This is a genomic window from Microbulbifer variabilis (genome assembly GCF_052468405.1).
Genome location: NZ_CP174343.1, coordinates 894,485 through 919,500, shown reverse-complemented (window position 1 = coordinate 919,500; position 25,016 = coordinate 894,485). Strand labels below are relative to the sequence as shown.

Here is a 25,016-nt window from a genome sequence, read left to right as displayed (position 1 = left end):
GAGCGGCAAATGCCGCTCCCAATATTGACGATATCAGCGAGGTGGGATTGTGGCTTAAGACTTTGGCTTGCGGAAGCGCAGGGTCATGCGGTCGCTCTCACCAATGGCCAGGTACTTATCCTTATCCTCATCCCCCAGGCGCAGCGAGGGCGGCAGGGTCCAAACCCCTTTCGGGTGCTTGGCAGTATCTTTCGGGTTGGCATTCACCTCACTGGCTTCCTCCAGCTCGAAACCCGCTTTCTTAGCGACTTCAATTACGTACTCCTGGGTGACATAACCACTCTTAATCATATCTTCCATGCTGGTACCAGGTTTGGCGCGATGCTCAACCACACCCAGGATGCCGCCAGGCTTTAGGGCAGCGAAAAAGCTGGCAAACGCTTTATCCTGATAATCGCGGTACATCCAGTTGTGTACATTGCGGAAGGTCACTACGGCATCAGCACTGCCGGCAGGTGCAACTTCACGGCCAGTCTGGGGTGAGAACTCAGTAATAACTACGTTTTTGTAGGCTTTTTCATTACCTGCGAGCTTTTCCTTAAAGTTCTTCAGGGAGCGCTGATAATAAGCAGACTCACTGTCTTGAGGAAAGTGTGCCGCGTAGAGCTTACCCTTCTCACTCAGGTAGGGGCCGAGAATTTCCGTATACCAACCGCCTCCGGGAGTAATCTCCACAACGGTCATATCCGGCTCAATTCCCATAAACTTGAGGGTTTCTGCGGGATTGCGGTACTGGTCACGAGCGGCGTACTCCTTGCTGCGCTGGTCTCCCTTGATTACCGAACTCAAGTCGGCAGCCTGCGCGCCAGTGGCCAGGGCCAGAGCACCAGCTAGCGCTACCAGAGATTTCTTGATATTGATCGTCATAATCGTTCCTGTTTTGTTATCGTTAATCCAGCTTCGATCGCACACTGTCGATCTTATCCTGTAATGACTGGTCACGGTCTACACGAGTTCCCAATTTCAGGCTGGTGGTGATGCGCTCAGCACCCATTGCATGCACCCGCTCATGACAGGCTTTCACTGCCGCCATCACCTCATCCCACTCCCCCTCTATGTTGGTGCCGTAAGCATGTAAATGGTGAGTAAGCCCGGCTTCCGCCAACGCTTTCTCGCACTCTGCAACATACTTACTTACGGACACCCCTACACCCATGGGAATCACACATAAATCGGCAAGTACCTTCATCGACAGTCCCTCGCAAGTTACCCGGTACGGGCGTGAAAGATAATGGCTTTGAGATTGACCGATAGAGTTATCCGACGAGATCCTATTACAATGCTTTCTATTGGTCTCTAGTGAAGTAAAGGAATATTACATGCAACAGCATCTCGTTATCTCTCTGATCTGTGACGACAAGCCCGGTGTTGTAGAGAAGCTTTCGACAGCCATTGCTGATAACGGCGGCAACTGGGAAGATAGCCATATGGCGCACTTCGCAGGAAAGTTTGCCGGTATTCTGCGTGTCGCCGTACCCGGTGACAAAAGCCAACCCATGAAAGATGCCCTCGCCAAACTGGCCGACGACGGATACAACCTGGTAATCGAAGATGCCGTGGCCGTTTCAACCTCCCCACAGCAGACCCTTACCCTAAAGCTGGTAGGCAATGACCGTCCGGGCATAGTTCGAGAAATCTCCCGTGCGCTCACCGCCCACCATATCAATATGGAACAGTTGGAGACCATCTACAGCAGCACACCCTGGAGTGGCGAACCCCTATTCACCGCCGAATGCACCATCAGTGTGGACGAGAATATAGATCTCGATGGCCTGCGCGATGAACTCGACCAGATTGCCAACGAACTGGGTGTGGAAATCGACTGCGAGGAGATCGCCACCCCCATCTAATTGTGGAATAATCCGCAGCCATGCGAAGCTGGGCACTTCCGCCCAGCTCAATTCAGCCAAGCCATATAGCGCCACCACAGGCGACTCCCAGCGAATGTTCAAGATTGTTCTGTACCAACCTGAAATTGCCCCCAACACCGGTAATATTATTCGCCTCTGCGCCAATACCGGCGCCGAGCTGCACCTGATTGAGCCCCTCGGCTTCGATATGGACGATAAACGCCTGCGCCGCGCCGGGCTCGATTACAGTGAATACAGCCGTGTAGTTCGCCACCAGGACTGGCAGACTTTTCTCGACAGCGAAAAACCGGCCCGGGTATTGGCCCTGTCCACCAAAGGCAGTCATAGCCATACTTCTGTGGCGTATCATGACGGCGACGCTATCGTCTTCGGCCCCGAGACCCGGGGGCTGCCGGCGGAATTTCTGCAGGAAGTAGGCCACCAAAACACCCTGCGTATCCCGATGCGTGCGGAGAGCCGCAGTATCAACCTGTCCAATGCCGCCGCCATCGTCATCTACGAAGCCTGGCGGCAGTTGGACTTTAGTGGCGCCCTCACCCAGTAGTAAGAATTTCACTTGTTATGCAAAATTCTCAAGCCCCAATAGGGCTCTTTTACGGCTCCAGCACCTGCTACACGGAAATGGCCGCAGAGAAAATCCGCCAATGTATCGGGACCCAGTGGATAGACATACACAATGTGGCTGAAGTGGATATCGCCCAGGCTGAGGATTATGACTTCCTGCTGCTCGGTATACCTACCTGGGACTATGGCGAGTTACAGGAAGATTGGGAAAATATCTGGGATGACCTGGCGCAACTGGACTTACACGGCAAAACTGCAGCCCTGTTCGGCCTTGGCGACCAGGAAGGCTACCCCCAGTGGTTTCAAGATGCTCTAGGTTACCTGCACGCTCAATTGCAGGCTTGTGGAGCCCGTATAGTGGGCTACTGGCCCGCAGAGGGCTATGAGTTTGAGGAGTCCAAAGGCCTTACTTCCGATGGCAGCCAGTTTGTTGGCCTCGCTCTCGATGAGGAAAATGAATTCGACCTCAGTGAAGAGCGTATCCAGCGCTGGTGCGATCAGGTAATGCGCGAGTTTGGCCTGCGAGACGAGGCCTGACGGAAGCACAATTGTGAGCGAACCCAGCAATAAGCACGCGGATATCGATTGGCGCGAAGATGGTCAACCCTTGTCCCGAGCCTACGACGATATTTATTTCTCTACCGCCTCTGGACTGGAAGAGACTCGTTACGTATTCCTACAGCAAAATTCCCTGACGGAGCGCTGGGCAGACCTGCCAGAAAACGGCACCTTTACTATCGGCGAAACCGGTTTTGGCACCGGCCTTAACTTCCTGGCCGCTTGGGAGTTGTGGCAGAAAATTGCGCCCAAAAGCGCTCACCTGCACTTTATATCCGTGGAAAAGTTTCCACTGCGACCGCAGGACTTGAGCCGCGCCCTGGAGCTCTGGCCCCAACTTCAACCGCTTTGCCAACAACTGATCAGCAACTACCCGCCCCTGCTGGCTGAGGGCGTGCATCGACTGCAGTTCGGCCAGGTCAACCTGACCCTGATTATCGGGGAAGCCAGTGAAGCCTTAAGTAACTTACGCCTGCAACAGGAGTCCCGTGACCGGGTGGTGGATGCATGGTTCCTGGATGGCTTTGCTCCAGCCAAAAATCCGGATATGTGGACGCCGCAATTGTTTACGGCTATGGCCACCCTGAGTAAACCCGACGCTACCTTTGCCACTTTCACCTGTGCAGGGTTGGTTAAGCGCGGGCTCCGTGACGCTGGCTTTAAGCTGCACAAAGTGCCCGGATTTGGCCGCAAGCGGGAGATGTTGAGCGGCTCGCTCGAGGAGCTCTACTCCAGCGGGGTCAGCGCGACCCCCTGGCACCTGCCGACAGCGGCCCCCAAACGCCCTCAAACTGCTGCCATTATTGGCGGTGGAATCTCCGGCGCTACTATTGCCAGGGCCTTGGCGGAACGTGGAGTTCAAGTACGGGTCTTTGAACGAGGAGACTCCCCCGGCAGCGGTGGCTCAGGCAACAACCAAGGCATTCTCTACGGAAAGCTCTCCCCCAAGCCAGGACCAAATGGCGACTTCAACCTGCACGCCCTGATGTTCGCCCAGCGCTACTATCGCCAGCACTGCCCTCAGGTAGCGCATTTCAGCGGCCTGCTGCAATTAGCCCAGACCGAAAAAGAGCAACTGCTCCAGTCTCAAATTGCCGCATCCTTGGCATTATATCCGGGGCAAATGGTGGCACGAGCTGTAACCTCAACCGAGGCCAGTGAGCTGGCTGGCGTTCGCCTGCCTTTCTCGGGGCTCTATTTCCCTGACGCAGGCTGGCTGGAACCGCAGAAAGTCTGCAGCGCCCTACTGGAGCACAAAAATATTGAAAGGCGTCACACCAGCAATATTGATCTGCTGGAGCACTCAGGTGGCAGTTGGCTACTGCAAGCTGGCAGTGAAAAAATTGAAACCGACATTGTGGTGCTCTGTGGGGCCAATGATATTCGCAGTTTCGCCCCAGCTACCGCCTTGCCACTGAGACCCATACGAGGCCAGGTATCCCGAGCACTGGCTACAGCCGGCTCTGCAAAGCTCAAAATGGCCCTTTGCGGCGAGGGTTACATCACCCCCGCATATGAAGGCCGCCAGAGCTTTGGGGCAACATTCAAGCTCAAGGAGACCGCTATAGATCTGCGAGATAGCGAACACCGGGAAAACCTGGAGACCTTGGCCGGGCTGTTGCCCGGAGTCGCTCAAGAATTTTCAGACCAGACCCTTACTGGCCGCGCCGCCCTGCGTGCCGCTACGCCAGACTACCTGCCCCTGGCGGGCCCGCTACCCAAATGGGATTCACTTGAGAATACTTACAGTGACCTGCGTAAAAACCGTAAACTACTTATCGATAAGCAGGCCAGCTACCAGCCCGGTTTATATGTCATGGGCGGATTGGGCTCCCGCGGATTTACTTATGCCCCGTTAACTGCAGAAATACTTACTGCCTGGATCTTGGGCGAGCCCCTGCCGGCCAAAGCAGACCTGGTTAAAGCCCTGCACCCGGCAAGATTCGCCATTCGCAACCTGGGCAAAAACCGCAGCTAAAACCCCACTTAATCGCGCCCTTTTCCTTTTTCAGAAGGTTTCGCCGGTAGTGCCAGTAGATTGGCACTACCGGCGCCGCAGGCCACTATAGTTTTCATCGCGGCCTCTACCGTCACTCCCGGTAATATTTCCACACACTCTGCAGGTACGTGGAACACAAAGCCGGAAGTCGGAACCGGGGCAGTAGGGACATAAACGGTCATATCCCCATTGGCGTGCTGTGAAGTCACAATAGCAGTAACCGCCAGCGGGTTATCGGCCCCATGAATTCGCACTCTCGCGACTGGTCCTGACAACACTCCCTCACCGCCGCCTCCTATAAACTGGAGAACCACGTCTTTGATGGTGCTATATCCCGGCGCCAAGCGCCCCAACCAGTGATCCACATGGTGATGCAGCCAATGGCCGATACTGGTTTTTACCAATAAACCAATCAGGAAACAGCTACCCAAAATCAACGCTATCACCACGAGCCGTGCAAGGGTATCCTTAAACTCCGTGTGGGCCTCCAGCCAAACAACGGCTGGCGCTACGATTTCACTAATTTGACCAAATAGCCACTGAAACAGCAGCACAAAAATGGCTATAGGCAGCACGACTGCCAGGCCACCCAACAGGGTCAAAGTGACAAAGGTTTTTACTCTGGTCATAGACTATTGATGTACCGACTTAGAATTCGCAACTGGATACTGCTACTACTTACTACCTTGCTGCCACTGGCAGCAGAGGCACAGCTCCAGTTGACCCCATTCTCCATCCTGGAAGAGCGCCAGCGCGGTGGAAACCACTTCACTCAAGGGCTTTTCTATGATGGACAGCGCTGGTGGGAAAGCAGCGGATTATATCGCCGCTCCTGGCTTGCCGAGTATACCGACCCAGCAGCAAAACCCGTAAGGCGCAAATGGTTACCGCGTAAACTTTTTGCCGAAGGTCTCACGGTTCTTGGGGGCAAACTTTACCTGCTTACCTACAAAGCCGGCGAGGCCCATATCTACCGAGCCAGTGACCTTCATCACCTGGAGATCCTTAACTACAGCGGTGAAGGTTGGGGACTTACCAGCGATGGCACACACCTGATTATGAGCAACGGCAGTGACGAACTTGCTATTCGCGACCCGGATAATTTCAAAATACTACGCAAACTCAAAGTAAAGGGTGCAGGGGAAAAGTGGTCGCACTTAAACGAACTTGAGTTTGCTCAAGGTATGATCTGGGCAAATATCTGGCAGGACAACCGTATTATTGCCATAGATCCGAAAAGCGGACAGGTAATAGGCGGTATAGATCTGCAGCAACTGACCCCAGATGTACGCAATCATCCGGATACTGTGGCCAATGGCATAGCCTGGGACAAGGAGCGCAACGGCCTCTGGGTAACGGGGAAATACTGGAAACAATTATATTTGATTCGCCCGCAAGGGCTCGGCTTCAACAACCCCGATACCATAAAACCTGAAGCATCAAAAGTCAGCGCTTCTGGTCGATAACCGTCAGTACACCGCCATTGCGTAGATAGTCCATAGACGAAAGCTGTAATTGCAATTCGAAACCATAGCCACGGCTTTGGAGGCTGACACCATCTAACCCATCTTCACCATCGTAAAGCACTGTGGATTGGCCGCTCTCATCCTGCCACTGGATTCCTTCCACTTTACGCATTCCCGGTAATTCAAGGGTTACCAAAGTGAACTCTTCGGGGAGTGGCTGCAGCTCCACTTGCGCAACACCTGATACGGTAGCAAGAGAAAATACCAGCTGGTTTTCCGGGGCGGAACGCCACCCCAAATGAGTATCTGCAACAACAGACTGCGCTAACTCACGTGGAGCAATCGATGAGCAACCCAGAGGCCCAGCCAAAGTACAAAACCACAACACAAAATACAGGATCAAAGTGCGCATAGCCCTATCCATAGCCGGTCGCTGTGATAGCTTGCGATTATACCCCGTGATTCATCTCACAAAACAAAAACTGCCATTGCATGGTATTTCAAGAAAAAAACGATAAATAAACTCACCGCACAAACCTGCCCTGCGGGGTATACTCCGCCGCCATGAATTCTCCACAGCATATTCTCGAACACGTCTTCGGCTATACCCATTTCCGCGACCCACAAGAAGCGGTGATCAATACTTTGATGGCCGGAGAGGACGCCTTGGTTTTAATGCCTACCGGTGGGGGGAAATCCCTGTGCTATCAGATCCCAGCCCTGGCCAGACCTGGCTGTGGAATAGTGATATCCCCTCTTATCGCCTTGATGCAAGATCAAGTGGAGGCGCTACAGGAAGCGGGTATACGCGCGGCTTTCCTGAATTCTTCACTTTCCTACGATGAAGTACAGTCGATAGAACACCAGCTTTTGCACGGCGAACTGGATCTTCTCTACTTGGCGCCGGAACGGCTTTTACAGCCTCGTACTCTTGCTCTCCTGCAGAGAATCCAGCTGTCATTATTTGCCATTGATGAGGCCCATTGTGTATCCCAGTGGGGGCACGACTTTCGTGCAGATTACCTGCAATTGAACTGCCTGCACGAGCAGTTCCCCAGAGTGCCACGAATCGCCCTGACAGCGACCGCCGATAAGCGCACTCGTGCAGAAATTGCCCAGCGCCTGGATCTTGAGGGCGCACGTCATTTTGTCAGTAGTTTTGACCGCCCCAATATCCAGTATCGCATCGAGCCAAAAGATAACCAACGCCGCCAAATGCTGCAGTTCCTCAAAAATGACCATGGAAGTAATGCCGGGGTTATCTATTGCCTGTCCCGCGCCAAGGTGGAGAATACTGCTGAGTGGCTGTGCCAACAGGGGTTTACGGCCCTGCCCTATCACGCTGGCTTGCCAGTAGAGACCCGGGCTGAACACCAGCGGCGTTTCCTGCGAGAGGAAGGTGTTATTGTCGTCGCTACCATTGCCTTCGGTATGGGAATCGACAAACCGGATGTCCGTTTTGTTATCCATCTGGACCTGCCCAAAAGTATCGAAGCCTACTACCAGGAAACCGGGCGAGCCGGACGGGATGGGGAACCCTCCATCGCATTGCTACTTTATGGCCTTGAGGACGTAGTAAAACTTGGACAAATGGTGGAAGCATCCGAGGGCAGTGAAGAGCACAAGCGCCAGGAACGTGCTCGCCTCAATGCCATGCTTGGCTTGTGCGAAATTACCAGCTGTCGCCGCCAGTCTCTTCTGCATTATTTTGCAGAGGACCTGGAAGAGCCCTGCGGTAACTGCGACACCTGTCTTGAACCTCCCGCGACCTGGGACGGCAGCGAAGCTGCTGTCAAATTGCTCTCCTGCGTCTATCGAACCAGCCAGCGCTTTGGTGCCAGCCACGTAATCGACGTACTGCGGGGCTCAGAAAATGAGAAAGTGCGCAAATTTGGTCACGATCAACTCTCCACCCATGGGATTGGTAAAAGTCTTTCCACTATCGAGTGGCGCGCGGTGGTCCGCCAGCTAATCGTGCGCGGCTACCTGGAGGTTGAGGGTGAATATCAATGTTTAAGACTGACAGAAATCTGTCGTCCCTTATTACGAGGTGAAGAAACTCTATTCTTGCGCAAGCTGCCAAATAATGCGACTCAAACACAAACTCGGAATACCGCGAATCTCGAAGAGCTAGCCCCAGAGGAGCAGCCGCTGTGGGAAGCCCTGCGTAACTGCCGTAAGCAACTGGCGGAGGAGCGTGGTGTGCCTCCATATGTCGTATTTCACGATGCCACCCTAAGAGGCATGGTCAAGGCTCACCCGTACACTCGAGCAGAGTTACTTAAAGTTTCCGGTGTAGGTGACAGTAAGCTCGAGCGCTTCGGGGATGCTTTTCTCGCCGTCTTGCGGGATTTCCCCAAGCTGTAGAACCTTTTATCTCCTGGGATTTTTTCCACCTTGGGTTTACCTGTGTTAAAAAGGCGGAAAGAAGTAAAAAAATAATGCGTTAATCCCCAGCGAGAAAATCCTATGAAAGTGATAGGCCACCTGATTAATGGCGCCCTGACCCATAATGATGACAGTGGTGCCGGTTTCCGCCTACAGGATGTCACCAACCCCTCTACCAATGAAGTTCTCGGCAAAGTTTCACTAGCCAGTAAAGCTACCGTGGAAGAGGCCATTGCAGCTGCCGAAACCGCCTACCCTGCCTGGCGTAACACCCCGACCGCCAAGCGTGTGCGGATCATGTACCGCCTGAGAGATCTGCTGGAACAAAACGCAGACAGGATTTGTGAACTGATTACCCTGGAGCACGGCAAGGTGCTTAACGATGCGATGGGAGAACTGCAGCGCGGGATTGAGAATATAGAGTATGTCTGCTCAGCTCCTGAAATGCTCAAAGGAGAACACAGCAAAAATGTCGGCCCCGCAATTGACTCCTGGAGCGAATTTCAGCCCCTAGGTGTCTGCGCAGGGATCACTCCTTTTAATTTCCCGGCGATGGTCCCTTTATGGATGTGGCCAATGGCCATTGCCTGCGGCAACACTTTCATACTGAAACCTTCAGAGCGCACTCCTTCCTCAGCCCTATTTATTGCAGAATTAGGTATTGAGGCAGGTATCCCTGCAGGAGTCTTAAATGTCGTCAACGGTGATAAGGAAGCTGTAGATACAATACTCACCGATAAGCGTATTCAGGCAGTTAGCTTTGTCGGCTCTACTCCGATTGCGGAATATGTTTATACCACCGGCACCGCACATGGAAAACGAGTTCAAGCATTTGGCGGAGCCAAAAACCATGCCATAGTGATGCCCGATGCTGACCTGGATAACGCTGTCGCAGCCCTAATGGGAGCCGCTTACGGCTCCTGTGGCGAACGCTGTATGGCCATTTCTGTAGCTGTCGCAGTTGGGAATGATACAGCCGATACCTTAGTCGAGAAACTCAAAGAACAGATAGCCACACTCAAAGTTGGCGATGGCATGGACAACCAGAATGACATGGGTCCATTAGTTACTTCTGCCCACCTGGAAAAAGTTCAAGGCCTTATAGCCACAGGGGTCGAGGAAGGTGCGAAGCTGGTTATCGATGGTCGCAATTTAAGGACTCCAGGCTTAGAGCAAGGTAATTACCTTGGAGCCTGCCTGTTCGATCATGTTAAACCTGAAATGATAATCCATAGCAGTGAAATATTTGGCCCTGTTCTTTGTATTATGCGTGTAGAAACCATGCAGGAAGCCATGGATATTATTGATCGCCATGAGTACGGAAACGGAACTTGTCTATTCACTCGTGATGGAGAAGCGGCTCGATATTTTAGTGACAATATCAAAGTCGGCATGGTAGGTATCAATGTTCCGCTACCCGTACCCGTCGCACATCACAGCTTCGGCGGCTGGAAGCGTTCACTCTTTGGCGATTTACATGCATACGGACCGGATTCGGTACGCTTTTACACCAAACGTAAGACCATTACTCAACGCTGGCCGGCAAGCGGGGTTAGAGAGGGAGCCCAGTTTAGCTTTCCAAGTAATGGATAGTTGTAAAGGTACTTCGGGGCTCGTAGCTAGCCCCTTATCAACTAAAAATAAAAACCACTTCCGGCGCTATGGAAATAAAATTAAAAGCAGATCATTTACTATTTAAGATATCTTACACAATAAATCAACCACTACTGCATTATTAACAACCACCAACACCCTACATTTCAATCTCCATAAACCAAGAGAAAATCTCAAGATCACATAAAAAGTTAAGCGAGATCAGAAATTAAAATATATAAGAAAAATTCTCACCATAAAATTCAGAAAATGAATTATCGATGGAATGCAGAGGAGAAATTTTTAGACTTAAAAAAGGATGCGATAGACAGTATCTTAAAAAATGAAAGGGGTGCACAGCACCCCTTGCAAGGTAAGATTAATTACCAGTGGAAGTCAAACTTATAACCTACACCGATATTAAAAACCCAGGGATCAAACAGATAATCACCGCCAAATCTATGACGATAGTTCACCTGCCTTGGTACATCTGTGAAGAAAGTATCAACTTCAATATCAGTATCAACATCATAATATATACCAGCAATATTTATTAGCCAGCTACTATCATGACCAAAAGTAAAGTCAACACCAATTTGCCAGGTATAACCCCAATTATCCCCCAGGTTTAGCCGACCACCCCAGAATTCACTCCTTCCAGTGAATGGGTTGATCCAACCCCAATCTCTTAGGCGCTCACTGCTGAAGTCGGTATAGTTAATACCAACACCCATGTAAGGCTGTATCAGGCAGCTAGGAGGCAAAGGGTACCAGTTCAGGTATGCAGCCGTCATCTGGGGTTCCCAGCGGGCAAAATCACCTCTACGGCCGAACTCACGCAAACCAAAGCGATTATGCCAGCCATCTCGACGTCCACCGGTATGGCGATCACCATCGGTATAGCTTAAAGAAACACTCCAGTGATCCCAAGGCTTCCATTCCGCATTAATAAACCAACCCCATTCGTCACTTGGGTCGATATTAGTTCTAAAAGCGCCCCATTGACGATTGAAATTAGGGTTAATAGGATCCGGCCAGATAAGCAAACTATCAGCAAAAGTCACATTATCCGAATTCGGAGAAATGTAAGCACCACCAATACGGACCTTAAATTCCTGTGTAGGCGGTGGCGGAGGGGCATAGCCAGCGGGTCCTGCCGAAGCGACACTAGAGATTGCTAAGGCGAGGGGCGTCATTACGGGTATCAGAATACGCGTCATCTTCATTTGTGGTAACTCCATTGAAATTCAGCAGATCAAACAGCAATCAGCCCAATCAATGGTCAGTCTAGTCGCACGAAAATACGGGTGTAGAAAAAACGCTCAATTGTTGGCGCCTAAACTTAGTTTTTTATTTTTATGGCAGATATAAAATCTTTTGGCGCGTTATTGATTAGTCAGAATAGTGGTTAGTTACGGTTTTTATGGCTTAATCTATTTTACCTGCTTATCCATACCCCTCCCAAGATGCCTCTCTCTACCCAGCTCTATTGGGCGGATAATGAATACAAGATGAACTAGACCGGTAGATAGAAAAAGAAAAAAATGACAAAAAAAGAACAGACTCGACAGATAGTATAAGAGCTACATAAGGCTCTTCATTTGAGCTTTATGTAGCCAAACCTAGGGGAGGAGTTATCTATAAAACGATGAAACCTAATTTCTCAAAATAACTAAGGCACTTATTTGCCTTTGCTTTTACTCCCGCCTTGGCATTCAGGGCTACTCGGAGCCTCGCCTTGCCATTCATCTGGCGCATAAGTATGTAATGCAAGCGCATGTATCGGGCCAGCCATTTCATCAGAAAGAGCAGCATATACCTTTTGGTGGCGCTGAACTTTTCTAATGGAGTTAAAAACATCACTAACCAAAACCACCCGGAAATGCATCTCTGAGCCCACTGGCACATTGTGCATATGGCTTTCACACTGGACATCAATATATTGCGGGTTAAATACGGCGCTTAATTTTTCTTCTATTTTTTGGGCAAGACTCATAAGATCTCTCAAAAACTCAATAGGGTGAAGTATGCGTGTTTAGCTCTGACGAATAAAAAGAATGGGGGTATTAACACCCCACAATCAACTTACAACTTTTGCCTTACGCTTTCTTTCCTCAACAACTGCTTCATAGGCGACAGTGATGCTTTTCATCTGATCTTCAGCATGGCGCATAAACTCTTCAGGGAGGCCTTTGGCGGCTATTTTATCTGGGTGATACTCTGCAGCTTTGCGCCTATAAGCCAGCTTCAGATCTTTATCACTGGTCTCCGGAGAGCAGCCAAGTACCGCATAGTGCTGCTTCAGATCGGATGCGCTGTTTCCACCCCGTCGCCCAAATTCATTCTGCATGGCAGTAAAAAGAGATTCATGCAGCCCCAGGTCAGCAGTGATTCGGCGTAAAATTTCTTCTTCCGCAGCATGTAATTCACCGTCCGCATAGGCAACAGCAAACAAAAGGCGATAAACCATTTCACGCATTGCTTGATCGTGCACCAGCATCCGGTACTGCCTGGCATAATCATAAATACTGTACTTATCAGTCTTCGCATTCTCAAAAATACGAATAGCATCTTTGCGCTCTTCACCTCCGAGGCGAAGATTATTTTGGATGAACTCCTCAATCAGCTGCACTTCCGCTTTGGAAACAAGCCCATCGGCCTTGGCCATCTTTGCCAACATGGAAAACAGCGTCACGATAAAAATTGTCTGTGCTCCATCTCGATTAAGCACAGCCTTGGCACCACCCAAGCGCCGCAACCCTGAGCCGAAGGAGCTACCTACCCAAGCACCCAAAGCTGCTCCAATGGGCCCTCCAAACATAAAGCCAAACCCGGCGCCGATTCCCGCCCCTAACCAGGACATACTCTCTCCTCCGAGTGCCAATCAGCACTCCAATATCAGATATTTCTACTTGAAAGAGCGCACATAATACCACGCAGAAGTTTGCGCCAAGATACATTTATGACTTATCGGTCAAAAATCGCTTGGCTTAGATGTACAATTTAGGCTGGATATCCTTATCAAGTCCGCTAGCTGTCCCTGGCAATCTGCCACAATTAAGGTTGAGTATTCTTCCCAGAACTGAGGACGGATTAAATGAAACTGCGACAAGCAGTACGTTTATTACCACACATGGCCTTTTGCGCATCACTGTTTCTGGTTTTCACGGCCTGCGAGGACCGAGCGGGCAAGCCTAGCCAGACAGCTGAAAGGCAAACGCAGGACGCCAGAGCTGACAACACCGGACATCAGGACTGGGAAACTATCGTAGAGGTTCTCCTGCACCCCCGGTGCCTAAATTGCCATCAGCTAGAGATGCCCCTGATCAACGAAGGTTCCCCACATATCCCTCGTGTAGAGCGAGGCCCAAATAATATGGGATCAGGGACCATGCAGTGCCGCAATTGTCACTCCAATCAAAATAATCCTGTGACAGGAGCACCAGGTGCCCCAGGATGGGCCATGGCACCAATCGAACTTAACTGGTCACATATGTCTTCAGCTCAAATCTGCAAGCTCCTTACAACCCCACAAGATAATGGCGGCCGCTCTCCCGAGAGCCTACTGAAGTTTATGAGTGATAACCCCCTGGCACTCTGGGGCTGGAACCCAGGGGGAAAAAGGCAACCCGTGACCATTCCACATGAAAAGCTGGTTGAAGCTATGAAAGGATGGATTGCTGCAGGCACGCCCTGTCCCCCAGAACGCACCTCAAACTAACTCAATCAAGGTTTATTCAATAAAAGCGAGCCATGATTTAAGCTCGCTTTTATTACTTATCCGCAGCTAAAACTAAACACTTTACTGTCAACTAAAAAAAGCCAATCAATTTATCCAGCCAACTACCGTCCCCACCCCTCCAAACAATGAAAAGGTCCTCCTGGGACTGAACACGCCCCCCTTCAACCTTAAGTTTCACTCCCCCCATCTCATCCACTAGCGCTTCTGGAAGGAAGGCAAGTAATTCAGCCTGCATTACAAGCCGGCAAAGCACGCCATAATCATTCACAACCGCGTGTATTTTTCTTGAGAAGAGATCTTCTGGCCACCCATCACTGCCTATACCCCGCTCCTCCCCACAGAAAGGAGATATTCGTGGAGCAGCAAAAGGGTATTGCAAAATATTGTCCAACGTCACCACCACTTCGGAATGACCACCACTGGCCAATGGATGCTCAGGGCCAGCCGCTATACACATGCGGGTTGAGCCAATACTGTGGACCTCCATAGAAGAAGGAACCTGCCCTAGCACCACTCCCGAAATTAGTGCCATATCCACCTCACCCCGAATCAGCATCTTAAGGGCCAAAGACTCAAAAGCAGATATAAATGACAGGCGTATGTTTGGCTGGTATATCGTTACTTGCTTCTGGATGTGTGCAGCCCAAGTTAACTGCAACATGGCAGGCGCAGCTATCCGGCATTCCAAGTGAGTACCAAGACCGCCAACTTCTACCCGGGCTTTCCTGGCAAGAGTAACAATCTCACTAGCACGACTTTGTAGTCTGCGACCCTCATCATTGATCTTGAGTTGCTTTCCCACACGCTCAAAGAGGCGTACACCCAGCTCCCCCTCAAGACGGCGCAAAATTTTACTCAGCCCCCCAGGCGTCATGTCCAGTCGGTCAGCAGAACGTTGCAGGTTCTCAGTAACGGCAATATCGAGAAATTTCTCTAATGCTTCTATTTCCATTTTGGAATCAAATATTGAGTAAAATGAATCGATTCATCACTAATGTACATCTAGAATCCCTAAGTCTCAAAAACGTAGAAAAGCACAGTAGTAACCGATGAAGAAATTTGTTCTGGCCTGGATGATTTTCATTCAATCAAGCTTATCCCCGGCACTAGCATCAGCTCCCTCCCATAATGACCACTCAATCGGCGTTCATGGAATGGCACTGTTTTCTATAGATGGCCAGTTGATAGCTTCTCATATGCCTCTTCATGGCGGGCGCCACAGTCACCAGATTATTCTTACACTTAAAACCAATGACCACGTCAAAGTGGACGATTTAGTTCAGGGCTCTGAACTTATCACGCTTGAGCCCGAACAATTCTCATTAAACAAACTACGCAGTGGAGAGTTAAAGTCCTTTTCCGCCAGAGTATTTAAAGGACACTTTGAGAGGGGGGGTAAAGCTGACCAGGATCCTATTCGTTTTGAAGTAACAGGAAAATTACTAGATCACCCCTTAAGACAAGGGGGAAATGGTTCCTATCAACTAGTACAACATAATAATTTTGCACTACTGATCCATGAGATAGCTTCCAACCCTAGTTTCGACCAAATTCTGCTAGTCAACGTCACTCCAAATTCCCCGATAGAAATTAGTATTGATAGTGAAAAACCACTAACGAGCAAGAGCTGGCCTGAAAAGTTGACAAAGGCAGGCATTGACTTAAAGAAGCAACTGTATTTTGAAAGCCAGGACTTTCAATAAAGTGGGTAAACATATTTTAATTATCCAACATGAGGAAACCGAAGGACCAGGATATATTTCAGACTGGGCCCGAGATCATCATGTTTCACTTACCACGGTAAACCCACAAAATTCTCATCTGCCAAAAGGCCAGTTTGATGGCATCATTCTCTTGGGTGGGATGATGAACGTTGATGATCGCCATAAATTGCCATGGCTTGCCGATGAGATTGAATGGTTGAAAGGTCATATTGAGCAAGCTGTGCCGATATTAGGCATTTGCCTGGGCGCACAGATTCTTGCCTATATATTGGGGGCAAACATCCGACCATTAGATCAGGAAGAGATGGGCTGGCTACCAATAAAAGGCTCCCACAAACTAAACCTGAATATCGAAAAAGTATTTCAAGCCCATAGCTATTATTTTGATATCCCGATTGGAGCCGAGCGCCTAGCCGAATCTGAGCAATGTCCAAACCAGGCATTTTTATTCAAGGAAAAAGTACTGGGTATACAATTTCACCTAGAGTGGTCACAAAAAGTTATTGCCGCACTATTCCCGGGCTTTTATAAATCCTACGGTTCCCCTCAAAGCAACCACATAGCAAGTAAAAAAGCACTATTTAGACTACTTAATACCCACTTCGCACTCTAGATTAAGCCATAACTTAATTTTCAGTAAAAAAAGGGAGTAAGCCAAAGCGGCGTTCTAGCAGTTAAATGACTAGCAATGGAAACCCGTGGGGGAAAATCGGACGAGGGCCTACAAACGCTTATTGTAAGCATCATCAGGATAGCAGGCCCTATCATCCAAAAACTTATTCGTTAGAACAGGTAATTTTATTTTCGAAACAGACTCCGCCGCGTTGAGAGCAGGTCTCAAGCAACTTCCCTTTCGCCTCTACACGAGTGAACCCTTTAGAATGCATACCTCCCGCTCGCATATCCTTCATATAGCATGCCCACTTAGGACGCTCCTCTACGGGTTGGAGCACCACCCCTGTTTGCGCTCCATTCGATTGTTCCTCAACCATCGTTTGTAACTGCAAAATCATATCTTGCATAGAACGAATGTCCTTACGAAGCCTCACAACCTCTTTCTTCAACTTGCGAACTTCACTTGAACTCTGATCTTCACCCCTAAGGGAATGAACCTCATTGCGAAGCTTTACAACCTCCCTCTTAATCTCTCTAAGGTCTTGTGAGGTTACATGATTGTCATGAGCCATGACTGGAGCAGAGAATAAGGCCAGGGAAATAAGGAGAGGCAAACTACGCATACTTGTACTTCCAATACAGTTTCTTATAGCACGAAATTAACTGGAAGAAATATAACGTAATTAACCTTAACTCAAAATGAATTTTGTTTTGGGAGAGAACCTCTAAAGCCTGCGAAAAAGCATCATTAAAATTGACACAAATCTAATTTGTACTTTGAGGACTCGTTATTCTTCGATTATCAAAAAGCCACGAAAAGTAAACAAAATCAACAGCCAAAATGGCTGCAATTTCTGACTAGATTACGAGTCTCTTACTGCAGGACAACGAAAAAGGGGCAAACCGAAGCTCGCCCCTTTTTTGAAGTTACTAATCAGATAAATCAACCACCCGCAAGGCTACGCACCATACTGATCATCACTCCGGCTGCAACCGCAGAGCCAATGACACCTGCCACATTCGGCCCCATTGCATGCATCAACAGGAAGTTATGGGGGTTGGACTCAAGCCCAACTTTATTTGATACCCGCGCGGCCATTGGTACAGCAGATACTCCAGCAGAGCCAATTAAAGGGTTCACTTTGTGCTTACTAAACACATTGAGCAACTTGGCCATCAATACGCCCGCAGCAGTACCAATAGCAAATGCCACAATACCCAAGGCGAGAATACCGAGGGTTTTTGGATCCAGGAATTTATCGGCGGCAAGCTTGGAGCCGACAGACAGACCGAGGAAAATTGTAGTGATGTTGATCAGGGCATTCTGGGCAGTGTCGGATAAGCGAGCCACTACACCACACTCTCTCATCAGGTTGCCAAAACAGAACATACCTAACAGTGGAGCTGCCGCCGGCAGGAACAGGGCAACCAGGATCAACAATAACAGCGGGAAAGTAATCTTCTCTCTCTTGCTCACATGCCTCAACTGCACCATCTCAATGCGACGCTCCTGCTCTGTAGTCAGGGCACGCATAATCGGCGGCTGGATCATAGGGACCAATGCCATATAGGAATAGGCTGCCACGGCAATTGCACCAAGGAGATCTGGAGCTAGCAGGCTCGAGACATAGATGGCTGTAGGACCGTCCGCACCGCCGATAATCCCGATAGCCGCTGCATCAGCAATTGAGAAATCCATAATCCCAGCCACAGAAAGACCTACCGCACCAAGCACCGTGGCAAAAATACCAAACTGAGCGGCTGCCCCCAGGAACAAGGTGCGAGGGTTGGCAAGTAGCGGGCCAAAATCCGTCATGGCACCAACCCCCATAAAGATCACCAGGGGTGCCACACCGGAAGCAATAGCTACCGAATAAAAGCTGTACAACATTCCATTGTTGAAACCGGCATCCCTTGCAAACTCTGCAGCCTGAACCTGCACTGCAGCTGGCGCACTACCTAAGGCCTCCTTCAATGCCCCCAAGCTCGCCCCGCTCTCCAAGCCGAGAATCTGCCCCATCTGAGCCAGCACACTGGCATCTCCCTGAGTCAGTGCTGTCTCTGCAGCAGAAAGTGCCAGATCGGCCCCAGGAATATTTGCCAGGATTCCACCAAAGCCGATTGGAACCAGCAGCAGCGGCTCAAATTTTTTGCGAACGGCAAGGAATAGCAATCCCAGCCCCACAATAATCATGACAAACTGGCCAGGCGCCATTTGAGAAACGCCGGACGATTGCCAAAGACTGATTAAATTATCCACTTGCGACTCCTACCTGCTATGCGATAGACAGCAGGGCATCACCCACCGCCACGGAATCGCCCTCTTTTACTGCCACATTGGCAACATTACCGCTTCGGGGAGCACTCACCACAGTTTCCATCTTCATAGCTTCCAGAACCAGGATGGCCTGCCCCTCATTGACCTGATCACCTGGTTTCACCATTACCTTGAAAATATTACCTGCGAGCGGCGCATTTACTGGCTCTCCGCCAGTTGCAGATATTGGGCTGGTATTAGCAGCAGGAACAGGGGCAATACCATTTACCGGAGCAACACCAGTCAGGTCACCACCATCCGCAACTGTAACGGTGTAACTCTGCCCTTCTACAGTAACTGTATAGACCTCCTCACCTTTATCATTCTTGACCGCACTATTCTCCTTTCCGGTTGGAACCGGCTCAAAAGCATCGGGGTTATTGCGGTTTTTCAGGAACTTCAAACCAATCTGCGGGAAGAGTGCATAGGTGAGTACATCGTCGATTTCACTCTCCCCATTGGTGAGTGCAATATCCTGCTCGCCGGCCTTCTCCTGCAGTTCTAAAGTGAGCTTATCCAATTCAGGGGTGATCAGGTCGGCCGGTCGGCAAGTGACTGGAGCTGCTCCGTCGAGCACACGGGTTTGCAGCTCTTTATTGACCTCGGCAGGAGTTGAGCCGTACTCACCTTTTAGAACAGCAGCCGTTTCTTTTGAGATAGATTGATAACGCTCGCCGGTCAGCACATTCAGCACCGCCTGGGTGCCGACAATCTGCGAGGTGGGAGTTACCAGTGGGATATACCCCAAATCCTGACGCACTCGGGGAATTTCTTCGAGAACTTCATCGAGGCGGTCCCCCGCGCCCTGCTCACGCAATTGGTTCTCCATATTGGTCAGCATACCGCCCGGAACCTGGGCCACCAGGATACGGGAGTCCACGCCTTTCAGAGACCCCTCAAATTTCACGTACTTCTTGCGCACCTCGCGGAAATAAGCCGCAATCTCTTCCAGCAGGTTGATATTCAGCCCGGTATCGCGCTCAGTGCCCTCCAAAATAGCTACCAAGGCTTCAGTAGGGCTGTGACCATAGGTCATAGACATTGAGCTGATAGCCGTATCGACATTGTCGATTCCGGCCTCGATACACTTAAGAGCTGTCGCGGTAGAGAGGCCTGTCGTTGCGTGGCACTGCATATGGATAGGAATATCCACTGCCGCCTTCAAGCGAGTCACCAGCTCATAACCTTCATATGGACGCAAGAGGCCCGCCATATCCTTAATGGCAATGGAGTCCGCGCCCATATCCTCAATTTGACGACCCAAGTCTACCCATAGATCCATGGTATGCACTGGGCTCACTGTATAAGAGATAGTGCCTTGAGCGTGCTTATCCTGCTTTTTAACTGCGGCCAGTGCAGTTTTCAGGTTACGCATATCATTCATGGCATCGAACACACGAAACACGTCCACACCATTTTCAGCAGCGCGCTCAACAAATTTTTCCACCACGTCATCCGCATAATGACGGTAACCAAGAATATTCTGGCCGCGGAATAACATTTGCTGGGGCGTATTGGGCATAGCTTTTTTCAGCTCACGAATACGCTCCCAAGGATCTTCGCCGAGATAGCGAATACAGGAATCAAAAGTGGCACCACCCCAGGATTCCAGTGACCAGAATCCTACTTTATCCAGTTTTTCCGCGATGGGCAGCATATCGTCCAGTCGCAGACGTGTTGCGAACAGTGACTGGTGGGCGTCGCGCAGGACTACATCGGTAATCCCCAATGGCTTTTTAACCTCAGTCATGGGTTATCTCTCTCGGCAGAAATGATTAAATGTTGTTCAGATGCGAATTAATACGGCTAGCGTTTTTTTCTATGTTGTTCGATTGCCGCTTTGATAACAGCATGCAGACGCGCGTTATCGCCTGATGGGGAGTTTGTTGAAGATACGGCCGGCTCGGCCTCGGGAAAATAACGTGTGATAACTCGGGACATAATACTGGTACCAATCACCAGCAATAACAGGAAAGTAAAAACAATCCCCATCCCGAACAGCGTAATATCCAGTCCCTGTTGAAAAAGTAAATCTTGCACTATCTTATTCCCCCTAAGTTTTCAGGCGCGATCAAAACCATCCCCACTCGTGCCTGCCCCTATAATTTTTGCGCCAGCTTGAGGTCAGCCTCGCCCTTGCAGGAGTCTTTTCAAACCCTCTATCGCATGTGCCTATCCGTCCCGCAATCTAATTCCCGAGACTTGCAAATACAACCATCCCAAAACTTCCCTGGGCACAATTTACAAAACTATCTACTATCTGAGCCCCATTCAGCAGCATGGAAGCTTGAACAATTATCTATTATCAATACAAGTTGCTTTTAAAATCAAACACTTAATGGTTTCAGAGGCAACTGTGACGCACTGTTCAACATGCTCAATTTTAGTGCACGCCCCCTTCGCATAGAGGCTGATCCTCCTAAATAAAACTACGTATGAATGAGTGTTTTTACAAAACCTAACCAACTAGCTGATAGAATATGCGCCAACTTTTAGCCTTTATTTCTCCATTTTCAGCTTTATGACCGACAAGACAGATTCCCAGCAGCCAAAGATTTACCAGGCTCCTATGGAGGGAGTTATCGACCACCATGTGCGCGAACTGCTCTCAACTGTCGGAGGCGTCGATGTCTGTGTCACAGAGTTTGTGAGAGTGACAAACACCCGGTTGCCCCGCCGTGTATTTACAAGACTCTGCCCCGAACTGCTGCAAGATGCCGAAACAACCACCGGCACCCCGGTGCGCCTGCAACTGTTGGGCGGAAACCCAGAAGCTATGGCCACCAATGCCATAAAGGCCGTCTCTGTTGGGGCAAAAGCTATCGACCTGAACTTTGGCTGCCCGGCAAAGTCCGTCAATAACAGTGATGGCGGTGCCTGCTTATTGCAAAGCCCCCATCGCGTGGAAGCGATTGTTGGCACTGTGCGCCGAGCCGTCCCGGAAAGCATCCCGGTGACCGCTAAAATCCGCCTGGGTTTTAATGACAGATCCTCTTACATGGATAACGCTATGGCGGCAGCCGCGGGAGGCGCCAATGAACTGGCAGTACACGCGCGCTCAAAGGTAGACGGTTACAAGCCACCCGCTTATTGGGAATATATCGGGGAGATTCGCCAACAGCTGGAAATACCCGTTATCGCCAATGGCGATATTTGGACTCTCAAGGAGTTTCAGCGGTGCCGTGAGGTAACAGGCTGTAGCGCATTTATGTTTGGGCGTAGCCTTTTGGCCAGGCCGGACCTCGGCTTACAAATTAAAGCCTATTGTTCGGGGGAGAACTATATCCCTATGGCCTGGCAGCAAGTATTGGAACTGCTCTGGGGATACTACCAAACAACCAGGGAAGTTTATCCGGCTAAATACCTGGGCAACCGAATCAAGCAGTGGCTGGCATATCTCAAACTCGCCTTTCCTGAAGCTCAATTATTTTTTGACAAAATTAAGCGCTTGCGAGAAGCGGAAGCTATCGAGAATCTATTTTTTCAAGAGCGCCGTGGTGAGCAAGAGAAGTTTGAGGCTGCTTGAGTAAAGCTATCGTCCGCCAAGCGATACAGAGACTTTACCCTGCGTGGTGAGCGCGAGCTGACCCAGCAACAGATGGCCGACGCCACCGGGGTTCATGTCAATCCGATTCGGCGCTATGAAGCCGAGGCAACACAGCCTTCCCTGGAGGCGTTAAAACAGATTGCTGTCGCCATGAGTATCACCATTGACTCACTGGTATTCGAAGAAGACGAGCGCGGACTGGATGAGCAGCTAAGTCTGCAATTTGAAGCTATCAGCCAACTGCCAACGGAAGAGAAAGAGATCGTCAAGGAGTTGCTGGACGGGATGATTATTAAGTATCAATCCCGGCATTGGGATGCCAAGCGGCAAGTCGGTTAAACAAAAAACCCCGCCGGAGTTATCCTTGGGGCTATGTGGGAGTTCAGAAACTGGCTGTGCACCGTTCTCTAAGCTATGGGTGTCTTGATTTCATACTATTATGATGATTCCGGCAATTACTTTTCAGTAAAATTCAATCAGAAAACCGCCCTTTAAATAAGCATAAAAAGATATATATGAATACATAGGTGGCCACTATGGCAATAACACCAACGCCAAATAAAGCAAAGCCATTTACACCTAAAATAGACAGTCTCTCATCAAAAAAAGAAAGCGCAGTTATTACAAGAAGAATCAAAAACTCAATAGGTGCAAGTGACACCCCTCTATTTTTACGTTCATCTTTCGACCAAAAAAAAGTTACTGATATTGGAATTATCAAATTCCATAACAACTTCAACGCTAACAAGGCAGCACAAACATAAAAGACAAAAAGCATATAAAAAATCCTCTATTTAATTTGCCGCGGCCCAAATATCCCCCTCCACATCTCTGCCCCAGCGGGCCACTTCACTTGTGACCTAGGTAAAGTGCCAGTAATAGAGTTTGAGAAGGGATTCTGACGGTAGCCTCTTAATATAAGCTGCCCACCTCTTACTTGAGGCCCCCAAAGCATCGTTTTGAAATAATTCCAACGTGTTGCGCCGCCAACCATAATCCAACGTCACGCAGCTAAATCAGCCGTTTGTCCTATCCCCGCCCAGGACGTCACTGAAACATAACTCCTGAGTAGTAGTTGTAAACATTTTGCTATCGGAGCTAGACAAACAATAGCGCACACCTGTCCAGCTGTACCGGTCGCTATCAGATTAATTAACGTCCCAGTATTAGAATCAAAACTATAGGCTGTCGTACCATCTGCGCTAACTGTGTTACCAAACGGCCCGACCCCAACGGTAACTGGAACACCATTTTCATCAAAATAGGTTCCTGGACAGGAGAAAAATTACCGGTCGACCCTTTTTGTGCAATTACTCCCTACACTCAATAAGAACTTCCGTATATCTTAATTTATCATTTACTTTTTCTTGATCTGCACCAACCGAGTGGGGAGCTAGTTTAAATTTCAAATAGTATCTATAACCATAACCAACTTTTATACTCTCAACCTGTGAGACGTCAAAATGACCATAATCGATATTTCTTCCATAAAATTCTAGTGAAGCAACATTAACGGGAATATCAAATAATCCCCAATCAATATCAAAATTATTATACGCATCCTCAGCGTACATCAATCCAACTCTTGAGTGATCTACTCGATAATCTGAGAAATTACTAAGTACATTTTCCACACCACTCCACAACTGCTCCAATAACACTTCATCTTTAGATAAAGACCGCAAATTAGAGCAAGGGGATTTAGTAGCCGAAATAAACTGAACCACAAAATATGATGCAATTAGGAGTAGCCCGAGAAAAAAAATAACAGTAAGTTTAATAAGCTTATTATTCATTTACATCATCACTTAATATTGTAATAGTCTCGACCAAATCTTGACCAAAGCCCCCCGGCTTGTGCCTGATATAAATTGTAGCTTCCTTTACCAGCAAGAACATCATTTACATTCCAAGCGCCTACGAGTGTATTTAGAGTAGCTTCAGAAAATCCATAACGCCCAGCAAATACACCAACACCAATATAGTTTATTTCACCCCCTTTGAAGACCCCAATATTATCAACATAAAATTCTTGATTAGCATATCCATATAGAAATGTATCCGCCTTGCTAATAAAATTTTCTGAAAATTCAGAAATATTTAGAGGGTTAATTTCATCAGCCTTAATGCTCATATACTCTGCGATAGTAATTATATCTAGCTGACTTAACTGAATAGGCGTATCGGATCCTTCCTGGACACCTTTAAAAACTTTAAATCTAAGTAACTCGTAGCGCTGTTTCCACTTCTCTTGTGCAGTAGGATGATTCTCTTCATTAAAAGCCCTGGAAAACGCCGCGGTTATCGCTCCATTGGCAAACTTACCACCCGATACTGCAGAGGCTGTACCGCCAACGATCGCGGCTGCAATGACTCTCGCCGCACTAAAGCCAACATTGCCAGCATCTATTGAATCTATACCTCCTGCAAAGGCCTGGGTCACACCCGCTGCGGCAAAGCCGTGTTTAAACTTACCTCCCTGAGCCGCAGACAGTAAACCACCGGTAACCGAGTGAGCAAAGACTTTCGCTGCATAGCCATACCCATTTAAGCCGGTACCCATTCTCAAATACCTTACGACAATGAGAAACACTTTTACACGTTTAGGACTTAGCTTCTAGGCTTTCGCCAC

The 25,016-nt window shown here is 49.2% G+C and carries 27 protein-coding genes; 13 read left to right on the top strand and 14 right to left on the bottom strand.

Annotation, left to right across the window (positions count from 1 at the left end; genetic code table 11):
- Positions 1 to 54: 54 nt before the first annotated feature.
- Both ACJJJB_RS04460 and ACJJJB_RS04455 read right to left on the bottom strand, forming a co-directional pair.
- A complete protein-coding gene (locus ACJJJB_RS04460) occupies positions 55 to 867 on the bottom strand; it encodes a class I SAM-dependent methyltransferase (protein ID WP_445365802.1) in 813 nt (270 codons plus the stop codon).
- Between the two features lie 22 nt (positions 868 to 889).
- On the bottom strand, positions 890 to 1,189 hold the full coding sequence (locus tag ACJJJB_RS04455; protein ID WP_020414707.1) for an MTH1187 family thiamine-binding protein: 300 nt from the start codon (positions 1,187 to 1,189) through the stop codon (positions 890 to 892).
- Positions 1,190 to 1,319: 130 nt separating this feature from the next.
- On the opposite strand from ACJJJB_RS04455, the gene ACJJJB_RS04450 reads away from it, so the two are divergent.
- The 4 genes from ACJJJB_RS04450 to mnmC all read left to right on the top strand — a co-directional run bounded on the left by ACJJJB_RS04450 (position 1,320) and on the right by mnmC (position 4,971).
- The gene (locus ACJJJB_RS04450; protein ID WP_444901908.1) at positions 1,320 to 1,850 is read left to right on the top strand and encodes a glycine cleavage system transcriptional repressor; all 531 of its coding nucleotides are present in this window, start codon (positions 1,320 to 1,322) and stop codon (positions 1,848 to 1,850) included.
- A 94-nt stretch (positions 1,851 to 1,944) separates the two neighbouring features.
- Entirely contained in the window at positions 1,945 to 2,415 is a 471-nt protein-coding gene (gene trmL / locus ACJJJB_RS04445) for a tRNA (uridine(34)/cytosine(34)/5-carboxymethylaminomethyluridine(34)-2'-O)-methyltransferase TrmL (protein ID WP_020414705.1), read from the top strand.
- 17 nt (positions 2,416 to 2,432) lie between these two features.
- Positions 2,433 to 2,972: a flavodoxin FldB gene (gene fldB, locus ACJJJB_RS04440; protein ID WP_020414704.1), complete on the top strand. Its 540-nt coding sequence runs from the start codon at positions 2,433 to 2,435 to the stop codon at positions 2,970 to 2,972.
- Positions 2,973 to 2,985: 13 nt separating this feature from the next.
- Positions 2,986 to 4,971, top strand: coding sequence for a bifunctional tRNA (5-methylaminomethyl-2-thiouridine)(34)-methyltransferase MnmC2/FAD-dependent 5-carboxymethylaminomethyl-2-thiouridine(34) oxidoreductase MnmC1 (mnmC, locus tag ACJJJB_RS04435; RefSeq protein ID WP_445365801.1), 1,986 nt, complete (start codon positions 2,986 to 2,988; stop codon positions 4,969 to 4,971).
- A gap of 8 nt (positions 4,972 to 4,979) precedes the next feature.
- Here mnmC and ACJJJB_RS04430 read toward each other — a convergent pair whose 3' ends face one another.
- Positions 4,980 to 5,621, bottom strand: a complete 642-nt coding sequence (locus tag ACJJJB_RS04430; protein ID WP_020414702.1) for a DUF502 domain-containing protein — start codon at positions 5,619 to 5,621, stop codon at positions 4,980 to 4,982.
- A gap of 9 nt (positions 5,622 to 5,630) precedes the next feature.
- On the opposite strand from ACJJJB_RS04430, the gene ACJJJB_RS04425 reads away from it, so the two are divergent.
- A complete protein-coding gene (locus ACJJJB_RS04425; RefSeq protein ID WP_020414701.1) occupies positions 5,631 to 6,458 on the top strand; it encodes a glutaminyl-peptide cyclotransferase in 828 nt (275 codons plus the stop codon).
- Here ACJJJB_RS04425 and ACJJJB_RS04420 read toward each other — a convergent pair.
- Entirely contained in the window at positions 6,439 to 6,870 is a 432-nt protein-coding gene (locus ACJJJB_RS04420; RefSeq protein ID WP_282951126.1) for a hypothetical protein, read from the bottom strand. The two genes, ACJJJB_RS04425 and ACJJJB_RS04420, sit on opposite strands and share 20 nt — an antisense overlap.
- A 152-nt stretch (positions 6,871 to 7,022) precedes the next feature.
- Between ACJJJB_RS04420 and recQ the strand changes: the two genes are divergently transcribed.
- Together recQ and ACJJJB_RS04410 are read left to right on the top strand one after the other, a co-directional pair.
- Positions 7,023 to 8,825 (top strand): DNA helicase RecQ, encoded by a 1,803-nt coding sequence (gene recQ, locus ACJJJB_RS04415; protein WP_353375041.1) that lies wholly within the window; start codon positions 7,023 to 7,025, stop codon positions 8,823 to 8,825.
- A 102-nt stretch (positions 8,826 to 8,927) separates the two neighbouring features.
- Positions 8,928 to 10,439 (top strand): CoA-acylating methylmalonate-semialdehyde dehydrogenase, encoded by a 1,512-nt coding sequence (locus ACJJJB_RS04410; protein WP_020414698.1) that lies wholly within the window; start codon positions 8,928 to 8,930, stop codon positions 10,437 to 10,439.
- A 383-nt stretch (positions 10,440 to 10,822) separates the two neighbouring features.
- Here ACJJJB_RS04410 and ACJJJB_RS04405 read toward each other — a convergent pair whose 3' ends face one another.
- From ACJJJB_RS04405 to djlA, 3 genes are all read right to left on the bottom strand, one after another.
- Entirely contained in the window at positions 10,823 to 11,665 is an 843-nt protein-coding gene (locus ACJJJB_RS04405) for an OmpW/AlkL family protein (RefSeq protein ID WP_020414697.1), read from the bottom strand.
- Between the two features lie 455 nt (positions 11,666 to 12,120).
- The gene (locus ACJJJB_RS04400) at positions 12,121 to 12,435 is read right to left on the bottom strand and encodes a BolA family protein (protein WP_282951129.1); all 315 of its coding nucleotides are present in this window, start codon (positions 12,433 to 12,435) and stop codon (positions 12,121 to 12,123) included.
- 84 nt (positions 12,436 to 12,519) lie between these two features.
- Entirely contained in the window at positions 12,520 to 13,302 is a 783-nt protein-coding gene (gene djlA / locus ACJJJB_RS04395; RefSeq protein WP_020414695.1) for a co-chaperone DjlA, read from the bottom strand.
- A gap of 234 nt (positions 13,303 to 13,536) precedes the next feature.
- On the opposite strand from djlA, the gene ACJJJB_RS04390 reads away from it, so the two are divergent.
- The gene (locus ACJJJB_RS04390; protein WP_444945350.1) at positions 13,537 to 14,160 is read left to right on the top strand and encodes a hypothetical protein; all 624 of its coding nucleotides are present in this window, start codon (positions 13,537 to 13,539) and stop codon (positions 14,158 to 14,160) included.
- Positions 14,161 to 14,251: 91 nt separating this feature from the next.
- Here ACJJJB_RS04390 and ACJJJB_RS04385 read toward each other — a convergent pair whose 3' ends face one another.
- Positions 14,252 to 15,133, bottom strand: coding sequence for a LysR family transcriptional regulator (locus tag ACJJJB_RS04385; protein WP_282951132.1), 882 nt, complete (start codon positions 15,131 to 15,133; stop codon positions 14,252 to 14,254).
- Between the two features lie 97 nt (positions 15,134 to 15,230).
- On the opposite strand from ACJJJB_RS04385, the gene ACJJJB_RS04380 reads away from it, so the two are divergent.
- Both ACJJJB_RS04380 and ACJJJB_RS04375 read left to right on the top strand, forming a co-directional pair.
- Positions 15,231 to 15,884: a hypothetical protein gene (locus ACJJJB_RS04380; protein ID WP_445365800.1), complete on the top strand. Its 654-nt coding sequence runs from the start codon at positions 15,231 to 15,233 to the stop codon at positions 15,882 to 15,884.
- Between the two features lies 1 nt (position 15,885).
- Complete coding sequence (locus ACJJJB_RS04375; RefSeq protein WP_445365799.1) at positions 15,886 to 16,518, top strand: type 1 glutamine amidotransferase; 633 nt, start codon at positions 15,886 to 15,888, stop codon at positions 16,516 to 16,518.
- 163 nt (positions 16,519 to 16,681) lie between these two features.
- Here ACJJJB_RS04375 and ACJJJB_RS04370 read toward each other — a convergent pair whose 3' ends face one another.
- The 4 genes from ACJJJB_RS04370 to ACJJJB_RS04355 all read right to left on the bottom strand — a co-directional run bounded on the left by ACJJJB_RS04370 (position 16,682) and on the right by ACJJJB_RS04355 (position 20,877).
- Positions 16,682 to 17,143, bottom strand: coding sequence for a hypothetical protein (locus ACJJJB_RS04370; protein ID WP_020414690.1), 462 nt, complete (start codon positions 17,141 to 17,143; stop codon positions 16,682 to 16,684).
- A 320-nt stretch (positions 17,144 to 17,463) separates the two neighbouring features.
- Positions 17,464 to 18,780, bottom strand: coding sequence for a sodium ion-translocating decarboxylase subunit beta (locus tag ACJJJB_RS04365; RefSeq protein ID WP_026305252.1), 1,317 nt, complete (start codon positions 18,778 to 18,780; stop codon positions 17,464 to 17,466).
- Between the two features lie 16 nt (positions 18,781 to 18,796).
- The gene (gene oadA / locus ACJJJB_RS04360; protein ID WP_020414688.1) at positions 18,797 to 20,587 is read right to left on the bottom strand and encodes a sodium-extruding oxaloacetate decarboxylase subunit alpha; all 1,791 of its coding nucleotides are present in this window, start codon (positions 20,585 to 20,587) and stop codon (positions 18,797 to 18,799) included.
- 56 nt (positions 20,588 to 20,643) lie between these two features.
- A complete protein-coding gene (locus tag ACJJJB_RS04355) occupies positions 20,644 to 20,877 on the bottom strand; it encodes an OadG family protein (protein WP_020414687.1) in 234 nt (77 codons plus the stop codon).
- Between the two features lie 481 nt (positions 20,878 to 21,358).
- On the opposite strand from ACJJJB_RS04355, the gene ACJJJB_RS04350 reads away from it, so the two are divergent.
- The 3 genes from ACJJJB_RS04350 to ACJJJB_RS04340 all read left to right on the top strand — a co-directional run bounded on the left by ACJJJB_RS04350 (position 21,359) and on the right by ACJJJB_RS04340 (position 23,148).
- Complete coding sequence (locus ACJJJB_RS04350; protein WP_020414686.1) at positions 21,359 to 22,363, top strand: tRNA dihydrouridine synthase; 1,005 nt, start codon at positions 21,359 to 21,361, stop codon at positions 22,361 to 22,363.
- Positions 22,364 to 22,402: 39 nt separating this feature from the next.
- Positions 22,403 to 22,723: a helix-turn-helix domain-containing protein gene (locus ACJJJB_RS04345; protein ID WP_040629199.1), complete on the top strand. Its 321-nt coding sequence runs from the start codon at positions 22,403 to 22,405 to the stop codon at positions 22,721 to 22,723.
- Between the two features lie 197 nt (positions 22,724 to 22,920).
- Positions 22,921 to 23,148 (top strand): hypothetical protein, encoded by a 228-nt coding sequence (locus ACJJJB_RS04340; RefSeq protein WP_445365798.1) that lies wholly within the window; start codon positions 22,921 to 22,923, stop codon positions 23,146 to 23,148.
- Positions 23,149 to 23,694: 546 nt separating this feature from the next.
- On the opposite strand, the gene ACJJJB_RS04335 is transcribed toward ACJJJB_RS04340, so the two are convergent.
- Positions 23,695 to 24,180 carry a hypothetical protein gene (locus ACJJJB_RS04335; protein WP_020414683.1) on the bottom strand — a complete coding sequence of 162 codons (486 nt, stop codon included), beginning with the start codon at positions 24,178 to 24,180 and terminating at the stop codon, positions 23,695 to 23,697.
- An 8-nt stretch (positions 24,181 to 24,188) separates the two neighbouring features.
- On the bottom strand, positions 24,189 to 24,947 hold the full coding sequence (locus ACJJJB_RS04330) for a hypothetical protein (protein WP_444945353.1): 759 nt from the start codon (positions 24,945 to 24,947) through the stop codon (positions 24,189 to 24,191).
- Between the last annotated feature and the right edge of the window lie 69 nt (positions 24,948 to 25,016).